This window comes from Rheinheimera sp. MM224 (genome assembly GCF_947090785.1).
Classification (GTDB): domain Bacteria; phylum Pseudomonadota; class Gammaproteobacteria; order Enterobacterales; family Alteromonadaceae; genus Pararheinheimera.
In genome coordinates, this window is sequence record NZ_OX352320.1 from 1,491,005 (window position 1) to 1,507,534 (window position 16,530).

Sequence of the window (16,530 nt, forward strand, 5' to 3'; positions counted from 1 at the left end):
GGCTGATGCGTGAATATTTGTGCATCCAGATAGCGATAACGCCGGTTACTAACATCAATATCAGGGCCAAAGCCCAAAGGAATATGTTCATGCTGCACCTGCCTCTTGATCACGTTTATGCTCAATAGCTTTGTCTTCACCCAGCAACCGCCAGTCTGGCCAGTCACGCTTTTCATTCTTTACGAGTTTGGCTTGTAGCGTATCAACAACCTGTTCAGCTATTTCTTCGTCTGATACTCCATCCCTAATCGCGTGGCGCCATGCACCATCTAAAGCCAGCATCGCAACATCGATCCATTCGCTGAGGTCGTGTGGTTTTTCTGCCACTTCCTTCAGTTCCTTGGCTATGTGGTCAAGGATTCCACCTGTGCGAAGACCGGGGCCAAAAGCTTTTTGGCTGAAAGCTATTTGCCGGACTAAGTGAGCAATCAACGGGTAACCATCGTGGGATTCCAGTAACTGACTAATATCAGTCTTACCTGTCAATTCAGCAGCATACTTATCTGCAAAGTCCTGCCACTCAGCAAATTCAGGGTCGACATTGACTGTTGCCCAGCTAATAAACTCACTAACAGCCTTTGCCGACACTTGCGCATCGTGGGCGGCAAGGTCTTGTTCAGGAGAACTCCTTAAAACTGCCTCCATTTGGTAAACTGCCGCTGCTTGTCCCTCTGGAATGAGATCAATCACATTTACAGCATTGGTCATTGCTCCACGCATTACTTCGGCTTGAGCAGCTAAAGCATCCACCAGAGATTTAAGTTCCCGCACTTCAGCCTCTGATTTAAGTGCTCTTATGATTGCCAGCAGGTACATTTCACGTTGACTGCCGCTACCGAACTCTTGCTCAAGTTCTTTTTCGTAGATTTCAATGGATTGGCTCATGCTGCTTGCTCCTGAGGAAAAAACGATGCGATTAGTTCTTTTGCTTTGCCACGGTTTTGGCCGTTCTGGGAAATGTTCCGCTGAACGTCAAAGCATTGCAGTGTGGCGCCTGAATAAAGTGCCCGGGTTTCGGGCGTGTTGTGGTTGGATAAAACCACAGGGACCTTGCAGGCCATTGCCAGTTTTGCCAGCTGGTGTTGTTGAGCTAGCGAAAAACCACCGGCTGAATAGCTGGTAAAGTTTGCTGTGCTGGTAAGTGGCACGTAAGGCGGATCGCAGTACACAACGCAGTCACTGGGTAAGTTGGTGAATGCATCTTCAAAACTGCGGCATAGCACCTCAGCTCTGTCTAAGCGGCTTGCGAACGCAGCCAATTCAGCTTTAGGGAAGTAGGGCTCTTTGTATTTACCAAAAGACACATTGAACTTGCCGCTCTGGTTATAGCGGCACAGGCCGTTAAAGCAGAACCGGTTCAGATAAACAAACAGCAAGGCCTTTTCGTACTGATCCGCAGTCGAATTGAACAGAGCTCTAAGCAACCTGAATTGCTCGTCTGTGTTGTTCGCCGGCCCAAAGAACCCTGCAGCATCTGCAATAAAAGCTGCTGGTGCCTGTTTCAGTTGTGCGAATGTATTAATCAGGTCCGGGTTAATGTCACTCAGTATGTAGTGGTCATAATCTGTGTTTAAGAAAATCGAACCTGCTCCAACGAACGGTTCTACCAGGCACTGATCTTTTGGAAGAATAGCGCTGATCCTTGCTGCCAATTTTGCTTTGCCGCCTGCCCATTTCAGGAATGGGCGATTGATTACTGGTTGTGGTGCATTCACTTTGCCACCTCACTGACTTCAATAGGCCAGCCGACCCAACTTACACAATTACGTGATTCAACCAGGCGATCATTCGTTACTTTGCGGCTTACCATTTCTTCGGCGCAGTATTCCGCTCTGGTAGACACAGGGCGAGGGTAGACGGCAATCACTATTACCGCGGCGAATCCGGCAATGCCGATGGCAACCAATAGAACTGGGCGTTTCATGCTAAAACCTCGCCATATTTGCTTAGTAAAAATTCCACACATTCGCTTTCAATGGTTAATCGCTCACTTTCGCTTAGTGGCACTGGTGGTGTGACTTCATAGACAAAAACTGGCACGCCTTTGCTAAGCCAAAACTGTCTGGCGGACTCGTAAGCTTCTCTGGCTGCAGGGCTATCTATATGAAAGCTACGGTCATGCTTTTGCAGTCGACCTAGCTCTATTAGCTTGTACACTCGCTTGCGGCGTTGGGTTTCACTTAACCTGGTTGTGATATTGGCAAGCTCACCACCCCACATATAGGACGAGTAAAAGAAATGGCTGAAGCGCTCTCCTTTATCAGCGTCATTTACCGCATATCTTCCACCAACAAAATTAGTGATTACGCGCTTTGCCATCTGTTTTAACTGGTACAGCCATATCGATTGAATTAATTCGTCATCAGTCATTTTCATGCTGCCACCTCACCAGCTTTCAGCGTGTCGTACATGTGGATCGCATGCACAATGGCGTAGCAGCACCAGATATAGTGAAAGCGAAACTTGTCTAAGCCACCGTCCCAAAAGTCGACAAGCTCCATACCGCCAGCATCTGAGCTGTCCCAATCGTTTATGCGATATGCAACGTCATATTCACTTCTTTCGTAAGAGTTAATGAAGTCTTTCACGGCATCCGTTGCTTCTTCAATTCTCTGAGCTTCGCTTTCGTCTTGCGGGTCTAAACTCTCTACAAACTCAGCAAGGTATTCTTTAAGCCTTGTTTCGTATGCGTCGAAATCAGGCTCTGAGGTGATAGCGTTGGCGCCAGAATGACCAGCTCCTGCTTGAACCTTTTCTTCCCAGTAAGTCGGGTTTATTGAACCAGGCGTACCACGAAAAAATTCAAACATGTCGGTCAAACGGTAAAAAGTAAAACAACCCATATCGCCACTTATGCAAAGGTAACCAGGCCATGTTGTGATGTTGTAGTGCATGCTATTGGTGTTTGGCTTTGCTACCTTTAAATGACGATAAAGCCCATCATCTTTAAGAACCGTTAGTTGGTGCAGCTCTACATCTTTGGTAAAGCGCTCAAAAGTGCAACTGGTCATAAAATTAACCTCTGAACATTGTTAGTCTTTATCTCAACCAGCTGACCTTCGAGCCGGTAATCAAACTTGCGGTTTACTGTGACTGAGCTGATCCACGGATAACGGTCCAGAATCTTGCCCATCAGCCTGGTACTGTTCGATTGCTTGATATGGCTCTGTGTAGCTGGCAACGACAGAGCGAATATGCCGGATATCTTCTGGCGTTGCGGTGATTACATCAGAGGTGACGAACTGATTTTCAAAGCTGGCCAGCGCCTCTTGGAAGTGAGTCACTACACGACGGCGTGTTTGTGTGTGGGTAGGTCTTAAGACATAACCCAGAAAGTCGATACCGTCTGAAAGTGGCCGCAGCTTAATATCCGGCTTCAGCTTGAGTTTTAACTTCTCAGCAATGAAGCGTTCTATTTCGGCCTGCCAGCGCTGCAGCTGGGCTTTGTCGTGATGGATAATCACAAAGTCATCCACGTAACGCAGATAGCGCTTGGCTTTTAAAGTGTGTTTAACGAATTGATCCAGCTCGTTCAAATAGACGTTTGCGAAGAACTGCGAACTCAGGTTGCCAATAGGTAGGCCGCAACCAGGTGCTGAGTTTTCAAGGCGCTTATGCATTGGCACTATGGCGCGCTCTGCATCTGAACACAGGTATCTAACACCTTGCTGTAGCGGGTGGTTTTTCAATAGGGCGTGAGTGGCATGCATCACCTGGTTGGATGCACCAGATTTCACCAGCTTCGTTTTTAACTGGGCCCACAGCGTAGGGCGATGGATTGAGTTAAAGAAGTTGTGAATATCCAGCTGCAGGTAAAATGCTTTAGGTACCTGCCGGATAAACTGCTGCAAACGCTCAACTGCTTTATGTGAGCCTTTACCTGTTTGGTTTGCATAGCTGTCGTAGATAAACGCCGGCTGCCAAAGTTTTTCCAGCTGTGGTACCAGCCAATGGTGCACAACACGGTCTGAAAAATCAGGCGCGTGTATTTCCCGGGCTTTTGGCCGGGCCGCAATAAAGCAGGTGCTTTGCTTTGGCTGCCATGAACAGTCGTTAATGCTGTGCTGCAATTCCAGTAAGCCACTTGACCAGCTGGTATCGAAATGGAGCTGGTTTGCGCTTGGTTTTTTGCCTTTACGGGCCTTTACCCAAGCGCTATAAATTTGCTGGAGAGAAACGACTTCATTACACTGACACTCACCGCCGCGAACCGCACGGACGCACGCGTTGTTGTTGATGTCGTTGTTGTTGACATTGCCGTTGTTGAAATTGACCACCCAGCGGGCAGACTTGTTACCGTTAGCTTGAAGCGTCATTGCACATCCCCTTGGGTAGCACAATGTTGCCGATGTTTTGGCCCCGATTGAGAGGCGTAACGGTCACTCAGTATCTGAGCACGCTCCTGCTGTGACACAGCAGAATTCTGGCCCTTATCATGCAATGCGCGTTTCCACCCACCAGCACAGCGGCCTAAATCATCAGCTGCACGAATAATCACTTCAAACTGATTGAAGCTTTTAAACGCATGCAGCTGCTTGGCCAGCTGTAAAACTACTTTCAGTTCGTCAATCACCCAAACTAGTTCGTTTACCCAGTGAATTTGACGGCTACGGTCACGCCAGGCGCGGTTGCATACCTGAACAACCAGCATCACTGCTGTTCTCAGGTTTGCTCCGATCGCATACTTGTTGTACTTGGCAAAACCCCTGACTGCGTTTTCAATAGCAACAGCCAGGCTTTCTGCCTTACGAGCAATTTCTGGTAATCCGTTTCTGTTAGCCGTCATAGCATTCACTCACAAATCAAAAAGACAAAAAGTTACTGACCGCCGCGAACCGCACGGACGCACGCGTAGTCGTAGACGTCGTAGCCGCCGACAAGGCCGCTGCTGAAACCGACCACCCAGCGGGCAGACTCTGGGCGTCTGGCCCATGGTGTACTTGTCCAGTAGCAGTCGCTTTCTGTATCTGGGAAAGCTTCTGTATCGATTGCTGGGTCGTATTTGGTGCGGTCAACAATGGTTTGCAGCTCGTCTACCGTAGGTAAACGCCAGCCTTCGCCTAAGGCCTCAACAGCCTTTACTGCATCTTCAAAAGTGACATCACTCGCCACTGTGTTTTGGCTCCACACCAGACCTGTTAAGGTGTCTGCTACTGTTTTGCCATCTTCGCTTTTAGTAAAACGTGACATTGGTTTTTCCTTCTGGGTTGGTTAAATCAAAAAACAGAAACTACTGACCGCCGCGAACCGCACGGACGCACGCGTAGTAGTTGATGCCGTTGCCGTAGACAACGCCGTCGCCGAAACCGACCACCCAGCGGGCAGACTCTGGACGCCATGCGCATGGAGTAGCAGTCCAGTACCAGGTGCTTTTAGTGTCTGGATACTTGTTGGTATCAATGCATGGGTCGTGGCGCTCTAAGTCGACCAGCGTTAGCAGTTCTTCGCGGGTTGGCAGGCGCCAGCCTTCGCCTAAATCGGCCACTGCCTTTTCGGCTTTTTCGAAGTTCACCTTCTCGCCGTCCAACAGTGTTTTGCTCCACTCAAGGCCTGTGGCTGGCTCAAGTACTGAAGCAGTGGCAGCGGGAGCGTCAGCAGCTGGAGAGCCGATAGCAGTTAAGTGGATGTTTAACGTTGCACCCTTTTCACATGTGATATGTAAATTCATAGTGTTGAACCTTTCAGTTGATAATCATTGCCCGGCACAAACTGCACATAACGCTGCACGGTTTTGCTGCGGCCTCTTTTGTCTTTCGATACGGCTGGTGCTTTGATAAACACAGCGCACCGGATGAAGCCCTGTTTCTCTGCCATGGCTATGTACTGTTCGCACGTAGTCGGCATGCTGTATTCGGGGCTGACGCGAATGGGGGGGTAGACTCAAGCAATTTTGTTAAAAGCTCTGCTTCCACCACTTCAACAGCCGGAACCTTGGTTTTACCCTTTGTATCCTTCGCCTTTTTCTGCGCTTTACCGACAACAGCCAGAGCCTGCTTATGGGCTTTCTCTTTCACTTTTTTAGGGTCGATACCGAATACAGCGAACATGGTTAAAACTCCGTCGTAGTGGTGTTTTGTTGTGGAAGCCCGATACGTCGAACGCCATTTGCCACCAACCAGTTGATTGCTTTTGGTGAAGGCTTAAAGCATCCCTCGTGTACCAACAGCCAGCCGTTATCAGCCAGTTCGTTAATTTGGTAAACGGCCTGAGCATGACTGTGGAAAATCCCCAGGCGTTTAATGGCGCCGATACCAATCACGGTTTCAGTGTTAATGCAGTTCTGGTCTATCAGGTAAATGACAGTGCGTTGTTGCAGCGTCAGCTCTGAATCTGTCGACACAGCAAAAACCGAAGTAGGGCATATCTGTGCTGTCTGAACTGCGCTCATGCTGCTTCACCGTTAAATTGCTGCTTCGATACTTCAATGGCATGCATTAAGTCGCCAACAGTCAGGTCGTAAACCGCTACTCCGTTCGCCTCAATTTTCTCTGCTACTAAATCTGTGAAGCCTGCGCTGCAGTGAGGAACCGCGCCCATTTCAGCGCATACATGCAGCAGTGCCTCCATAACCATTGAATTGCTCATGCACCACCTCTTAAGAACTGGTGAACATTGGCCAGAGTGCTGGTGCGCAAAACAGTGCAATGCGTCATATCGTCGTTGATGTGCAAAGCAAAGCGGCCGTCTGTTCCAATCGTTCCCATGTGATCCATGTAGTTGGCCTGAAACTCTGGGCTTGGTAGTGCGCGTTTGATTTGGTTGAGCAGGCGCTGCTGCGTGGCCTTAACCTTCGGGTCTTGGCTCACATCAACATAGGTACTCATAAAGCAACGGAAGCGCAGGCTTAACAAATGCAGCTCTTCCATAGCGTGTTTGCGGCGGTGGGTGGTTTTTGTTAAGACTGACATAGCTGTCTCCTTATCGATAAAATATCTAATACGATACCAATATAGATAAAAATATCGAAAAAGCAACAATAAATATCGAAAAAGAAATTTAGGGGTTTACATGGCCAATTATTTAGCTATATTGGGTAGAAGTTGTTAAGTGAAGGTTGTTATAGGATTTTGTTTCACGAGGATTTGGAAAAATACCGGGTTTATTCTCTTATTAGTTGTGCCAAGTGATAAAAATATAAAGTTTTTTGACTGGTATTAATTTTACATTAGTGGAATTATTGCTCTAGTTCGTAACACTTGGTTCTAAATGGAGATAATCATGAACGGTATTGGCCTTAACGATTCGTTAGCGACAGCTGCTTATAGCTCACAACTAAGCTCTGTAAACAACGGTGTAGAAGTGAAATCAGCAGCTGAAGTGACAACTCAGACATCTAGCGTAGACAAAGTGACTCTGAGCCAAGAGGCTTTAAACTTATCTGCTACTTCAAATGAACCTACAGAGCCAGATGATGAGCCGGTAGCTGAAACTAATAACACAGGCATTGAGCCGCCAAAGGTGGCGCCTTTTAACACAGGTATAGAGCCACCAAAACCTAAATAGTCTATAGAGGGGTCAATATGTGGGGTGAAATTGAAAGTTTGCTGATGGCCATAAATAGCGTAACTTGGCTGTCTTATTTAGCGGCTTCCTTTGCGGCAGTATTTTTGGTTAGAGATCTGTCATTTAAAGCAACTCTAATTGCTTGGTCAGTCGCTGACTTAGTGAACTTAGTTTTCACCCCAATTCTTTTTAGCCTAAGCGAGGTTGATAGAGAGTTAGCCAGGCTAGTATGGTATCCAGCATTTTCAATGCTCAGCTTGTTAACTATTTTCTTCATCTATCAGGTCCATATAAAGGCATCAATCCAAGTATCTAGGTTTTCTAAACCGATAGTTTTATGGCTTTTGATGATGGTAGCGCTTAATGTTGTAAGGTTTTTCGATAGAGTAGTTTTTGAAACTAATTTCACCAGTGAGCTTTTTAAGTTTGGGCTATTAGCTGTTAAGGTTTGGGCTTCTGTGGCTGTATGGATTTATCTCTATCAGATGTGTAGTAGGTCAAGGAGGGCTGCATAAAATGGATATTTTAATAAGTGCATTTTTAATAGTGTTAGTACTTTTCTTTTCTGCTTATTTTGGTTTAGCTCTAATAAAATCAGAGAAAAACCTTAACGAAAGCCCTGAGCGGATCGCTGAAAAAAATATGGGCAATCGAGCTCATTACATGATTATCAAGTACTGCGAATTAATTACTTCACCTGACAGCATATCTAAGGCGATAGCATTAAAGAATTTTCAGGAAAACGCTCTGAAATATAGTGAAGACTATGAGCATTCAATTATGGAAGTAATATCTAGATCAGAGGAAGGCGCAAATAAAATACACTTGTTACGACCAGAAGCTGAGACCAATAAAGGTTAAGCAGATTTATCTGTACTCAGCTTTAAATTCGTTTTAACCACTTCGAAACCATAGTTTTTAAAAGTCAGAACAGCAAAATCAGTTATCGTTTCTAAAGACATATCAGATTTCAGGCTGCACCAACTCAATTCGTGCAGGTCTATAAGATACTTTGCCATAACGTTCTTAAGGTCTGCTGCGTCAATTTGCGCCTTAGGTTCTGACCCTGACTTAGCCAACAAATCAGGGTTTAGTAGGTCAGCAGCCGTTACCGACTTATATTCTTCGTATAAGTTTATGCCTTTCACCATTTCATCGAGTTTATCCATTCCCATGACTTGTCCGTTGTCGTGCCTGGTGAAAATGCTTTTATCGATTTTAATTCCATTTTCTTTGCACATCTCAGAAAAGTTGGACTTATTCTTTCCAACGCTTTCAAGTATTTGCAATACGTTAGTTATTACAACGTCCTGTACTCGCTTGTGCATAGTATTACCATCAGTGTTATTTACTGAATCCAAATATATATCTAAAAGGAAACAAGATAAACCTAAAAAGGCGAAAAAGTCATTTAAAATAGATGTTTTAAGAGGGTTTTAGGATATTAAGCTGATTCTGAGTGGTAATATTCTTTTAAAGGATAATTTGCGAATTAAGTAACCCTAATTCGCAACGGTGATTTAGTTATTTCAATTAATTAATCCCACAATCAGATAGTGCTTTTTGGAGGCTGCTGTTTAACTGAACTTCCCCAACTGTAGATTTAAGTCCTGGTAGGCCACCTGTTTGGTAAATCATATTTTTACCGCTAAGTAGTTCTTTCAATATCTGTTCAGCTTTACTATCAGTAGCGGCCGTAAATGTAGAAAGCATCTGAGCTGTATATTGCTGTTGGTTTTTAATCGTGCTTTCAACCATATCCTTAGTTTTCTGATCCATGTTTGCCGTTAAAGTGTTTACGTAATCCGGTGACATTGCACTTCCAATTGATTTGAGATCGGCGGGGGTCTCGCTCACTGTAATGTCCCATGCTTTATTCTGATCTATACGTATTTTCACATCACCAACAGGTATGGGAAACTTTCCACCACTTCGCAATCCGACCCTAAGCTGACCATCTTTTTTCTGAATGTATGGGTAGTAGTGATTTTGCCTTGTATATAGATAATCCCCGCCCCAGTATTCTGCTACTGAAACAAAGCACTCTACTTCATCGGTAAACCTATCTGCGGTTACTGAAGCTCTCCATGGCCCTGAATTATCAGTGCTTGAACACCCGGATATGAGCAGACCTAAAGCTATATAGATTAGTTTATTTACCTGCATTTTCAGCCCCTTTAACTGAACTTGTTAGTTGTTATAAATCCTAAATTACCTCAATAGGCGACAGCATTACAACTAGTCTGACTTCATAGCCTGTGTTGCGACCTAACCAGCCGAATGAAAAGTCTTAACCCTGCCTGCGTAATTATCTAAAAAGAGAATAAATGGATCTTAAAGTTGCTAATACGATATTTATCGTATATTTTTAGTCTGATTGTTTTCAGAGAGATATTTATATGACGGTTTCAGAATTAAGAGGTGTTTTGGCTTCCATGCTGCAAATCCGTGGAAAGCTCAGGAAAACGTGCGAGGAATTGAACGTTGATTATTTGAAGGTTTGGAAGTTCGCTAAGAACAAAACCAAAAAAATTGATCACGACTTGGCGCAGCGATTAATTAGCCACCTAAATCCAGAGATTGATACGAGAGGTGCTGCATGAATTCAACATCATCAGCAGCTGACTCACAATTAACGGACCTATCCGTACCTCTGCAAAGCTTCACGTTGGACGTTATTCAACAGTGCACTTGCCTTTGGTGCGGTAAGCCTGTACCGGAATCTACTTTGTTTTGCAGCAGCATCTGCAGGAACGAAAACACGCAGCAAGTTCGACTGAACGGTGGGTTTTGACCAGCATCGGTAAGCGCTTTTGTAAGAGTGTTTACCGATGCTGGTGCTGGGGGCTGATAGCAGATGCCTCAGCCAGTCAAACCTTCGGTGCTGCATCACAAGTCCATTAACCCTGATGGGTTTAACGGATTGTTAAACGGCTCGGCAGCTTGGGAAGACAAGCACGTTATTCGCCGCTAATCCGGCTAAGCGCACGGGGTTCATTAGATGGCCGACTTAACCGACTGGTAATGATGTAACCAGTCACTGGGAGGCACCCAGGGTGGCGAATAACAAACACTACAACAGGAACTGATCATGAGTACCTCAACACCGATATTAATGTCTGCTGATAATCCAACTGGCTGGAAGCTCGAAGAGTTGCTGGCTCAGGTTCGCAAGGAACTGCTGGTTAAAACAGAAAAGATCACTGGTGACGAAAGCACTGAGAGCATGAAAGTACAGTGCAACAACTTATCAATTCTGCGTCAGCTATTTAACGCTGAAGCTTTGCAGCGAGAAAGTATTGCTGTTCTAGAGGCCAAGTCCCCTGATCAAGGCCCAACAGGGCAGGCGCGTATTGGAGCAACAGCTCATGCAAACACGTAGAGCTATGCAGCGCCTATTCAGCCGCAAGTGCACCATGTTCTCTACCTGGTGTTCGTATTTGGTGTTTCTGTTCGGCTTTATGCCCATGTTCCCACCACAGTCGACACTGCTAGCTTGGCTGTTCATTGCCGCTACAGTTGTGCTTTTAGTCGTTACGGCTGCGTGGGCATACCTGCTGGAGCAAAACCTTCAATTACTCGAGGGTGAGAAGTGATGCTCAGCCACATCAGCCAGAACCTGCCTAGCATCGTCGGGCATGGTCCACAATTCAAACTCTTCAGACATAGCAAAGAGAATATCGGCCTGCGTCATGGCTTGAATTTGGCCGCGGGTCCAGTGGTGCTTTTGCATCAGGAAGTAATGCACGGCATCAAGGCCTGTGTGTTTTTCATAGCCTTGCTGTGCAGCCAGGTGGTCGCCAAAAATCGCCAGCGTATAGCCTATACGGGCTTCTTCCAGCACTTTGCGGTAAAGGTCAAGGTAATAGGGTTTGCGGTCCATAAGCGCCTCCAATCGTGGAATAGCTTTCTGTTTCTGAATAAAGAACATAGTTCACTTATGGGAGGTCTGCAATGAGTGAAAAAGTGAAGACAAATCCGATGTTTGATTCTGTTAACGCAAGCATTCGTAATTCCTGGGCGAGAACTATCCCACAAAACGCACACGGCATATCACGTACTATTGCTGATTTACCCGAGCGTATTAATGCGGCTATTCAAGTCGCTTTGGGTGGCCCAATGCTAACAGGCCACAGACCAAATCATTCCGTGATGTGGGATCTGCCTGCATATACTGGTTTTGAAGTGGCGCTGGAGTCTGCATTTCTGCTTAGCGATGTCCTTGGCGAAGTTTTAGGTTTGTTAAGTGAAACGCAGATTGATGAAATTAACGTGAAGTCTTTTACCAGGCGTTCAGAATATTTAGCGAATAAAAGGAAACTGATTAGCGCAGACCCGGAAGATTTTTATGATGAAAAAACTTTCTGCAAATTGGATATTCATACTGGCACAACCTTAAAGCGGTCGGTAGGGCAGTGCGTTCAATTTATGTTTGATCCTAGAACAGGAAAGCTGTTGCTGGTGTCGATACCTATTCTGTGTACTCAGGTTGCCTTTATTCAGGCCACTGAGGCTCAGATTGAAATATTTCAAAGAGATAGGGATTCTTTAAGGCTTAACTGCAGCTACAAAGATGCCGTATTTGCAATGCTGCTTACTTCGCTGGCTGATTTAAAAGTACTGCTGAAATCAGACGTAGTAGACGCCTATTTTGAAGCTTGCAGTGGAGGAGCTGATGAACAGGTTTAGTCTATTAGCCCATGCTGTTGTGCCAGCAGTATTGCTTCTTCTGCGTCCATTCCATCTGGACCCACGTTTAGCTGTGCCTGGTTGTTCTTATGCTGCACTGATATTACGTGATACCAGTTACCGTCAGAAGCCTCAATGGTATGTCCTGCATCAAGCTGCCTGGTTGAGCTATGTGTTTTTGGCTGCGGGTAGGCTGTTTTTATTACCTGCTTTAGCGTGTATGTGTAAACCATGGTTAATCCCTAATCCACATTCGATAGTTCTACTCATTCACTTCCACAAAAACAAAAGCCCTGCGCTAACAGGGCTTTCCAGAACACTAACCACTACGACGAGGTTTTAATGTCCATGCCGCAAAATGTAGCTGATTTAACTAAATATCGCAAGCAGAAGGAGCGTCCTGTGGTAGCTCAGATTGAAGACGGCTACACGATGATTTCTAACACCTTAATGGATGCAGCTGGCGCCACAGATTTGTCTGGCTCTGAGTTGAGTGTGTTGCTGTTGATAATTCGTCACACCTACGGCTTTAAACGCAAAGTATGGGGCCTGACAAACACCTATCTTGCAGCCAAATCTGTCTACTGCGTTAAGTCGATTAGTAAGGCTAAGAAGTCGTTGATCGACAGAAACATGATATGGGAAGACGAACAGGGTTTAGTTGGTCCTAATCCAGTGATCAGTGATTGGGTGATGACTGACGGCAAGTCAGAAAAAAGAGCAAAAGCAGCAAATTCGATGCGGGAACAATTGCTCCAGCAGGTGGAACAAATGCTCCAGTCAGATGGAACAAATGCTCCAGTTGACGGGAACAATTGCTCCAGCAGTAAAGAAAGAACTAAAGAAAGAACTAAAGAAATAGATCTACCTTCGTCGCCGCAAGCGGACGACGAGACGATCACTAAGCCAAATGCTGTTATTCAGAAAGGGAAGAACTGGGGTGCTCAGATAGATCTGGATGTGGTTAATCAGATGGAATCAGTTTTAGCAGTATGGCAAGGGGAGGATTACAGACCCCCAAAACCAGCAGCTCTGGCAAAGAAATGTAATGACGTTCGAATGATGCGCACTGCTGATGACCGCAAGCCAGAGCACATCCTAACGCTTTTCAAAATCGCCCAGGCTGATCAGTTCTGGCGGAAAAACTGTATGGCCCCAAGTTCCGTTCGTCGGCATTGGGCAACGCTATGTGATATCCGGAATAAGCTCAAAGAATCCATGCAGAAACCCCAACCAAAGACCATTGGCGCAGATGGTCAGGTAAGAACTGCTGGAGATTGGGATAAGCACATCCAACAGAACTGCGTTCCTCAGTTTAACGAAAAAGGGGAGCTGATAACTCATGCGTAACTCACAGCAATACACCGCTACAATCAGCGCTAAAGTGCAGCAGATCATGAAAGAACGTGGTTTAAAACCTGCTTTTTCCCCGGATCAATATCTGGAATTTCAGCGCAAGGAACAGGCTGCAGCCACTGAGGTGGTTATGGCGAAGCAACGCCAGCAACGAATTGAAAACCTGCTGAAGCGTGATGGCATTCGTCCACTTCACCAGCAATGCAGCTTAGGTAATTTTGAAGTGAAGATACCAGCGCAGCAGCAGGCTGTTTACTCATGTAATGCCTACCTGCAGGAATTCCACAGGCGCGATGGTGTTCGTCATATGGTTTTTTGTGGTGAAACCGGCACTGGGAAAAACCACTTAGCATCAGCTGTATGCAAAGAAATAATCGCACGAGGTTTATCTGCAGCTGTGATTAGCGTTGCTGAATACCAGGCAAAGCTTCGGGCAACAATGAACAAGAACGCTAAACAAACCGAGGAGCAGATCCTTGAGGAATTTACACAGCTTGATTTGTTGGTTTTGGATGAAGTGGATTTAGGTTCAAAAAGTGCTTTTGCAGAAGGTGCGCTGAACTTACTTCTGGACAAGCGGATCACCAACTTAGGCCGCACCATTTTAATCTCTAACCTCAATACAGCAGAGCTACATGACGTGCTGCAGGCTCGGATTTACGACCGTATTTTTCAAAGTTGCTTTGTTGTGAATTTTAACTGGCCATCACACAGAACAGGACTTAACCACTCTGCTGGTCGCGGCCAAAACGGGCCAGTATGATGTTTGTGAATTTGGCTGCTGATCCGGCTCTGGCTGAAGCAGAGGCAGTAAATAAGGTTGCATGCCTTTGGCTCCATAGCTGGCGAAACAACCTCATGACAAAGCCTGAAATAGACCGAAAGTTGGCAGCAATGCCAGAACCAGAGCGCGGGCGGATGGTTGAAGCGTTAAACCGGAATAAAAAGCTGTTTAAGCAGGGGGTCTGATGCAGTCGTTATCTGTCGTTATATCTGATGCTGCTATCACCCGGTATGCAGCTGATGCTGATGTAGGCGAACTGCGTGATCAGCGTCACCCTTTGGCGTTTCGTTTTCACAAAAGCCGTCAGAAGGGCACATGGTATTTAGTCCGCTATGAGAAGCGTACGAAAAGACGCCACCGCCTTGGCTACTGGCCAACGCTGAGAACGAAAGATGCAGTGGCTATGGTGCCGGATACCCTTCAAAGAATTAACCGCTCTGAAGTTGTTTCCGCTGATAAGTTCGACACAGTAGGGGAGCTTTTAGCCTGGTACCGCGACAGATGCCAGGCTGAGAAGTTTAAAGCGCTAAGCCGGAAGAGAGCCATTAAAAGCCACATGGACTGTCATCTGATCCCGAAGCTTGGCAGCATCCGGTTGTGTGAACTGGATAAAAAACTGATTGATGAAAAACTGTTTTTACCACTGCAGGCTGAAGCGTTAAAAGCGTCGACGATTAAGCATATGTTCTACACGTTAAAGCCGGCCTTTAAACGTGCTGCGGATCTTGGATATATCACCAGAAACCCGATGTTAGGCATTGTATTTGGTGAGCATGTGACAAAACGCATCAAGCCAAAAGAGGCAAAGCTGCATGTGTCTGACAGAGACCTGGTGATAGAGCAGCTGTTTAATCAGCCTAACCCTTTACGCATGTTCTTGCTGTTTATGATCATGTTTGGTACCCGCATTGGTGAAACCAGAAACCTCCAGTGGTCGCATATTCAACTTAAAGAACGCCGCATCGTCATTCCTGCTGAGCTAACCAAAACCGAAGATAGCCACGTGCTGCCAATTACTGAAGCAGTGTTTGAGCTGCTGAGTGAGTACCAGCAGCACTTTGGCAGCCGCTCAGGAAACCTGTTTGAGCATAAAGGTTATCCACTGACTGCAGGTCAGGCTCAGAGGTGGGTAAGGCAAGCAGGCAAGGGTAAATGGAGCGCTCACGATTTGCGTAAATTCGCCAGAAGCAGCTGGGCAGAGCTCGGCATTGATTACTGGGTAGGCGAGCGTTTACTGAACCACAAACCAAAGGGTCTGGATGCTGTGTACATAAAAGCAGGTGCTATCGATGTGAAGTTGGCTGCGCTGAATATGTATCACAACTGGCTTCTTTCATGTAGGCCAAGCACAGGCATTGACGCTCAGAGCAAAGCAGCTTAATGCGATATGCAGCAAGGCTTGCAGCGCGATTAAGAATTGTAATACATGAACATTACTAATTAGGAAAAGGGGTAAGTCATGTTGGTAGTTGGGATTGATCCGGACAGTAAGAAGCATGGGGTTGCATGGGTATGTAACGGCAAGATAGTTGATCTTATGAGCATGACGACTGCCGCATTGGTTCAACGGTTATCCATGGAGGCCACCCAGCACCAGCTACTGATTAAACTGGAAGATATCAATGCCTTTAAGCCGGTTATTCAAAGGCCTGGGCAAAACCGCAATCAGATGCTGAGGATTGCTCAGAACATTGGTGCTGCCAAGTTGGCTGCAGTTCAAGTATATGAGGCATTAACTGAAGCAGGTCTCATTGTGAATATGGTTAATCCATTGGTTAAAGCAATGAGTGGTAAGGCTTATAAAGCACCTCAGTTTAATCGCTACACAGGCTGGGTTGGCACCAGTAACGCTGATACACGCGATGCTGCAATGATTGCTTTGAATGGTAAAGCTAAAGGCCGTGGACAGTTTGAATATTGTGGTGTTCAACCATGCAGCTCTTAGTGCTGTTCGTAGTTACTTTCTTTAATGTTTTCCTGCTTGGTTTAAGCAGTCAGATAGTTCGCGATCAACAGGTGGCAAAAGCCTTTGTGATCAGTTGGGGTATTACTTTATGCCAGTTTGTATTTAGCAGGGTTTCAGCAAACACCACTGATCCTGTGCTGGCGTTTATATGCAGTGGGTTTGGTGGTTCTATTGGCATTGTTGCCAGTATTTATGCTTACAAATGGTTCATTAATTTGCGGAGTAAATAGCT

General features: G+C 45.9%; 28 protein-coding genes. 12 read left to right on the forward strand and 16 right to left on the reverse strand.

Going from position 1 to position 16,530, the window contains the following annotated elements; genetic code table 11:
- Positions 1–87: 87 nt before the first annotated feature.
- The 13 genes from OM978_RS07080 to OM978_RS07140 form a co-directional block, all read right to left on the reverse strand.
- Positions 88–885, reverse strand: a complete 798-nt coding sequence (locus OM978_RS07080; RefSeq protein ID WP_264346141.1) for a DUF550 domain-containing protein — start codon at positions 883–885, stop codon at positions 88–90.
- Positions 882–1,715: a Dam family site-specific DNA-(adenine-N6)-methyltransferase gene (locus OM978_RS07085; protein ID WP_264346142.1), complete on the reverse strand. Its 834-nt coding sequence runs from the start codon at positions 1,713–1,715 to the stop codon at positions 882–884. Before OM978_RS07085 ends, OM978_RS07080 begins: the two co-directional genes overlap by 4 nt.
- Entirely contained in the window at positions 1,712–1,924 is a 213-nt protein-coding gene (locus tag OM978_RS07090) for a hypothetical protein (protein ID WP_264346143.1), read from the reverse strand. Before OM978_RS07090 ends, OM978_RS07085 begins: the two co-directional genes overlap by 4 nt.
- Positions 1,921–2,376, reverse strand: a complete 456-nt coding sequence (locus OM978_RS07095; protein WP_264346144.1) for a hypothetical protein — start codon at positions 2,374–2,376, stop codon at positions 1,921–1,923. Before OM978_RS07095 ends, OM978_RS07090 begins: the two co-directional genes overlap by 4 nt.
- Positions 2,373–3,011: a hypothetical protein gene (locus tag OM978_RS07100; RefSeq protein ID WP_264346145.1), complete on the reverse strand. Its 639-nt coding sequence runs from the start codon at positions 3,009–3,011 to the stop codon at positions 2,373–2,375. Before OM978_RS07100 ends, OM978_RS07095 begins: the two co-directional genes overlap by 4 nt.
- Positions 3,012–3,071: 60 nt before the next feature.
- Entirely contained in the window at positions 3,072–4,316 is a 1,245-nt protein-coding gene (locus OM978_RS07105) for an RNA-directed DNA polymerase (protein ID WP_264346181.1), read from the reverse strand.
- The gene (locus OM978_RS07110; protein ID WP_264346147.1) at positions 4,313–4,786 is read right to left on the reverse strand and encodes a four helix bundle protein; all 474 of its coding nucleotides are present in this window, start codon (positions 4,784–4,786) and stop codon (positions 4,313–4,315) included. The genes OM978_RS07105 and OM978_RS07110 overlap by 4 nt, the downstream gene beginning before the upstream one ends.
- A 32-nt stretch (positions 4,787–4,818) precedes the next feature.
- Positions 4,819–5,190 carry a DUF1566 domain-containing protein gene (locus OM978_RS07115; protein ID WP_264346148.1) on the reverse strand — a complete coding sequence of 124 codons (372 nt, stop codon included), beginning with the start codon at positions 5,188–5,190 and terminating at the stop codon, positions 4,819–4,821.
- A gap of 40 nt (positions 5,191–5,230) precedes the next feature.
- Positions 5,231–5,668 carry a DUF1566 domain-containing protein gene (locus OM978_RS07120; protein ID WP_264346149.1) on the reverse strand — a complete coding sequence of 146 codons (438 nt, stop codon included), beginning with the start codon at positions 5,666–5,668 and terminating at the stop codon, positions 5,231–5,233.
- A 148-nt stretch (positions 5,669–5,816) separates the two neighbouring features.
- Positions 5,817–6,047, reverse strand: coding sequence for a hypothetical protein (locus OM978_RS07125; RefSeq protein WP_264346182.1), 231 nt, complete (start codon positions 6,045–6,047; stop codon positions 5,817–5,819).
- 2 nt (positions 6,048–6,049) lie between these two features.
- Positions 6,050–6,388: a hypothetical protein gene (locus OM978_RS07130; RefSeq protein WP_264346151.1), complete on the reverse strand. Its 339-nt coding sequence runs from the start codon at positions 6,386–6,388 to the stop codon at positions 6,050–6,052.
- Entirely contained in the window at positions 6,385–6,585 is a 201-nt protein-coding gene (locus OM978_RS07135) for a hypothetical protein (protein ID WP_264346152.1), read from the reverse strand. The genes OM978_RS07130 and OM978_RS07135 overlap by 4 nt, the downstream gene beginning before the upstream one ends.
- Entirely contained in the window at positions 6,582–6,908 is a 327-nt protein-coding gene (locus OM978_RS07140; RefSeq protein WP_264346153.1) for a hypothetical protein, read from the reverse strand. The genes OM978_RS07135 and OM978_RS07140 overlap by 4 nt, the downstream gene beginning before the upstream one ends.
- A gap of 310 nt (positions 6,909–7,218) precedes the next feature.
- On the opposite strand from OM978_RS07140, the gene OM978_RS07145 reads away from it, so the two are divergent.
- From OM978_RS07145 to OM978_RS07155, 3 genes are read left to right on the forward strand one after another with little or no spacing between them, the layout of a single operon-like run.
- Positions 7,219–7,503 carry a hypothetical protein gene (locus OM978_RS07145; protein WP_264346154.1) on the forward strand — a complete coding sequence of 95 codons (285 nt, stop codon included), beginning with the start codon at positions 7,219–7,221 and terminating at the stop codon, positions 7,501–7,503.
- Positions 7,504–7,520: 17 nt separating this feature from the next.
- A complete protein-coding gene (locus OM978_RS07150; protein ID WP_264346155.1) occupies positions 7,521–8,018 on the forward strand; it encodes a hypothetical protein in 498 nt (165 codons plus the stop codon).
- Between the two features lies 1 nt (position 8,019).
- Positions 8,020–8,364 (forward strand): hypothetical protein, encoded by a 345-nt coding sequence (locus OM978_RS07155; protein WP_264346156.1) that lies wholly within the window; start codon positions 8,020–8,022, stop codon positions 8,362–8,364.
- On the opposite strand, the gene OM978_RS07160 is transcribed toward OM978_RS07155, so the two are convergent.
- Complete coding sequence (locus OM978_RS07160; protein ID WP_264346157.1) at positions 8,361–8,831, reverse strand: hypothetical protein; 471 nt, start codon at positions 8,829–8,831, stop codon at positions 8,361–8,363. The two genes, OM978_RS07155 and OM978_RS07160, sit on opposite strands and share 4 nt — an antisense overlap.
- 205 nt (positions 8,832–9,036) lie before the next feature.
- Positions 9,037–9,669, reverse strand: a complete 633-nt coding sequence (locus OM978_RS07165; RefSeq protein WP_264346158.1) for a hypothetical protein — start codon at positions 9,667–9,669, stop codon at positions 9,037–9,039.
- A gap of 233 nt (positions 9,670–9,902) precedes the next feature.
- Between OM978_RS07165 and OM978_RS07170 the strand changes: the two genes are divergently transcribed.
- Both OM978_RS07170 and OM978_RS07175 read left to right on the forward strand, forming a co-directional pair.
- Positions 9,903–10,106, forward strand: coding sequence for a hypothetical protein (locus tag OM978_RS07170; RefSeq protein WP_264346159.1), 204 nt, complete (start codon positions 9,903–9,905; stop codon positions 10,104–10,106).
- Positions 10,107–10,594: 488 nt separating this feature from the next.
- Positions 10,595–10,885, forward strand: coding sequence for a hypothetical protein (locus tag OM978_RS07175; protein WP_264346160.1), 291 nt, complete (start codon positions 10,595–10,597; stop codon positions 10,883–10,885).
- Positions 10,886–11,074: 189 nt separating this feature from the next.
- Here OM978_RS07175 and OM978_RS07180 read toward each other — a convergent pair whose 3' ends face one another.
- Positions 11,075–11,386, reverse strand: coding sequence for a hypothetical protein (locus OM978_RS07180; protein WP_264346161.1), 312 nt, complete (start codon positions 11,384–11,386; stop codon positions 11,075–11,077).
- 71 nt (positions 11,387–11,457) lie between these two features.
- Here OM978_RS07180 and OM978_RS07185 point away from each other — a divergent pair, with 71 nt between their 5' ends.
- From OM978_RS07185 to OM978_RS07215, 7 genes are all read left to right on the forward strand, one after another.
- Entirely contained in the window at positions 11,458–12,192 is a 735-nt protein-coding gene (locus OM978_RS07185) for a hypothetical protein (protein ID WP_264346162.1), read from the forward strand.
- Positions 12,179–12,535: a hypothetical protein gene (locus OM978_RS07190; RefSeq protein WP_264346163.1), complete on the forward strand. Its 357-nt coding sequence runs from the start codon at positions 12,179–12,181 to the stop codon at positions 12,533–12,535. The genes OM978_RS07185 and OM978_RS07190 overlap by 14 nt, the downstream gene beginning before the upstream one ends.
- Complete coding sequence (locus OM978_RS07195; RefSeq protein ID WP_264346164.1) at positions 12,535–13,542, forward strand: replication protein; 1,008 nt, start codon at positions 12,535–12,537, stop codon at positions 13,540–13,542. The genes OM978_RS07190 and OM978_RS07195 overlap by 1 nt, the downstream gene beginning before the upstream one ends.
- Entirely contained in the window at positions 13,535–14,311 is a 777-nt protein-coding gene (locus tag OM978_RS07200) for an ATP-binding protein (protein ID WP_264346165.1), read from the forward strand. The genes OM978_RS07195 and OM978_RS07200 overlap by 8 nt, the downstream gene beginning before the upstream one ends.
- A 205-nt stretch (positions 14,312–14,516) precedes the next feature.
- Entirely contained in the window at positions 14,517–15,713 is a 1,197-nt protein-coding gene (locus tag OM978_RS07205; RefSeq protein WP_264346166.1) for a tyrosine-type recombinase/integrase, read from the forward strand.
- Positions 15,714–15,791: 78 nt separating this feature from the next.
- Entirely contained in the window at positions 15,792–16,277 is a 486-nt protein-coding gene (locus OM978_RS07210; RefSeq protein WP_264346167.1) for a hypothetical protein, read from the forward strand.
- On the forward strand, positions 16,265–16,528 hold the full coding sequence (locus OM978_RS07215) for a hypothetical protein (RefSeq protein ID WP_264346168.1): 264 nt from the start codon (positions 16,265–16,267) through the stop codon (positions 16,526–16,528). The genes OM978_RS07210 and OM978_RS07215 overlap by 13 nt, the downstream gene beginning before the upstream one ends.
- Positions 16,529–16,530: the final 2 nt, after the last annotated feature.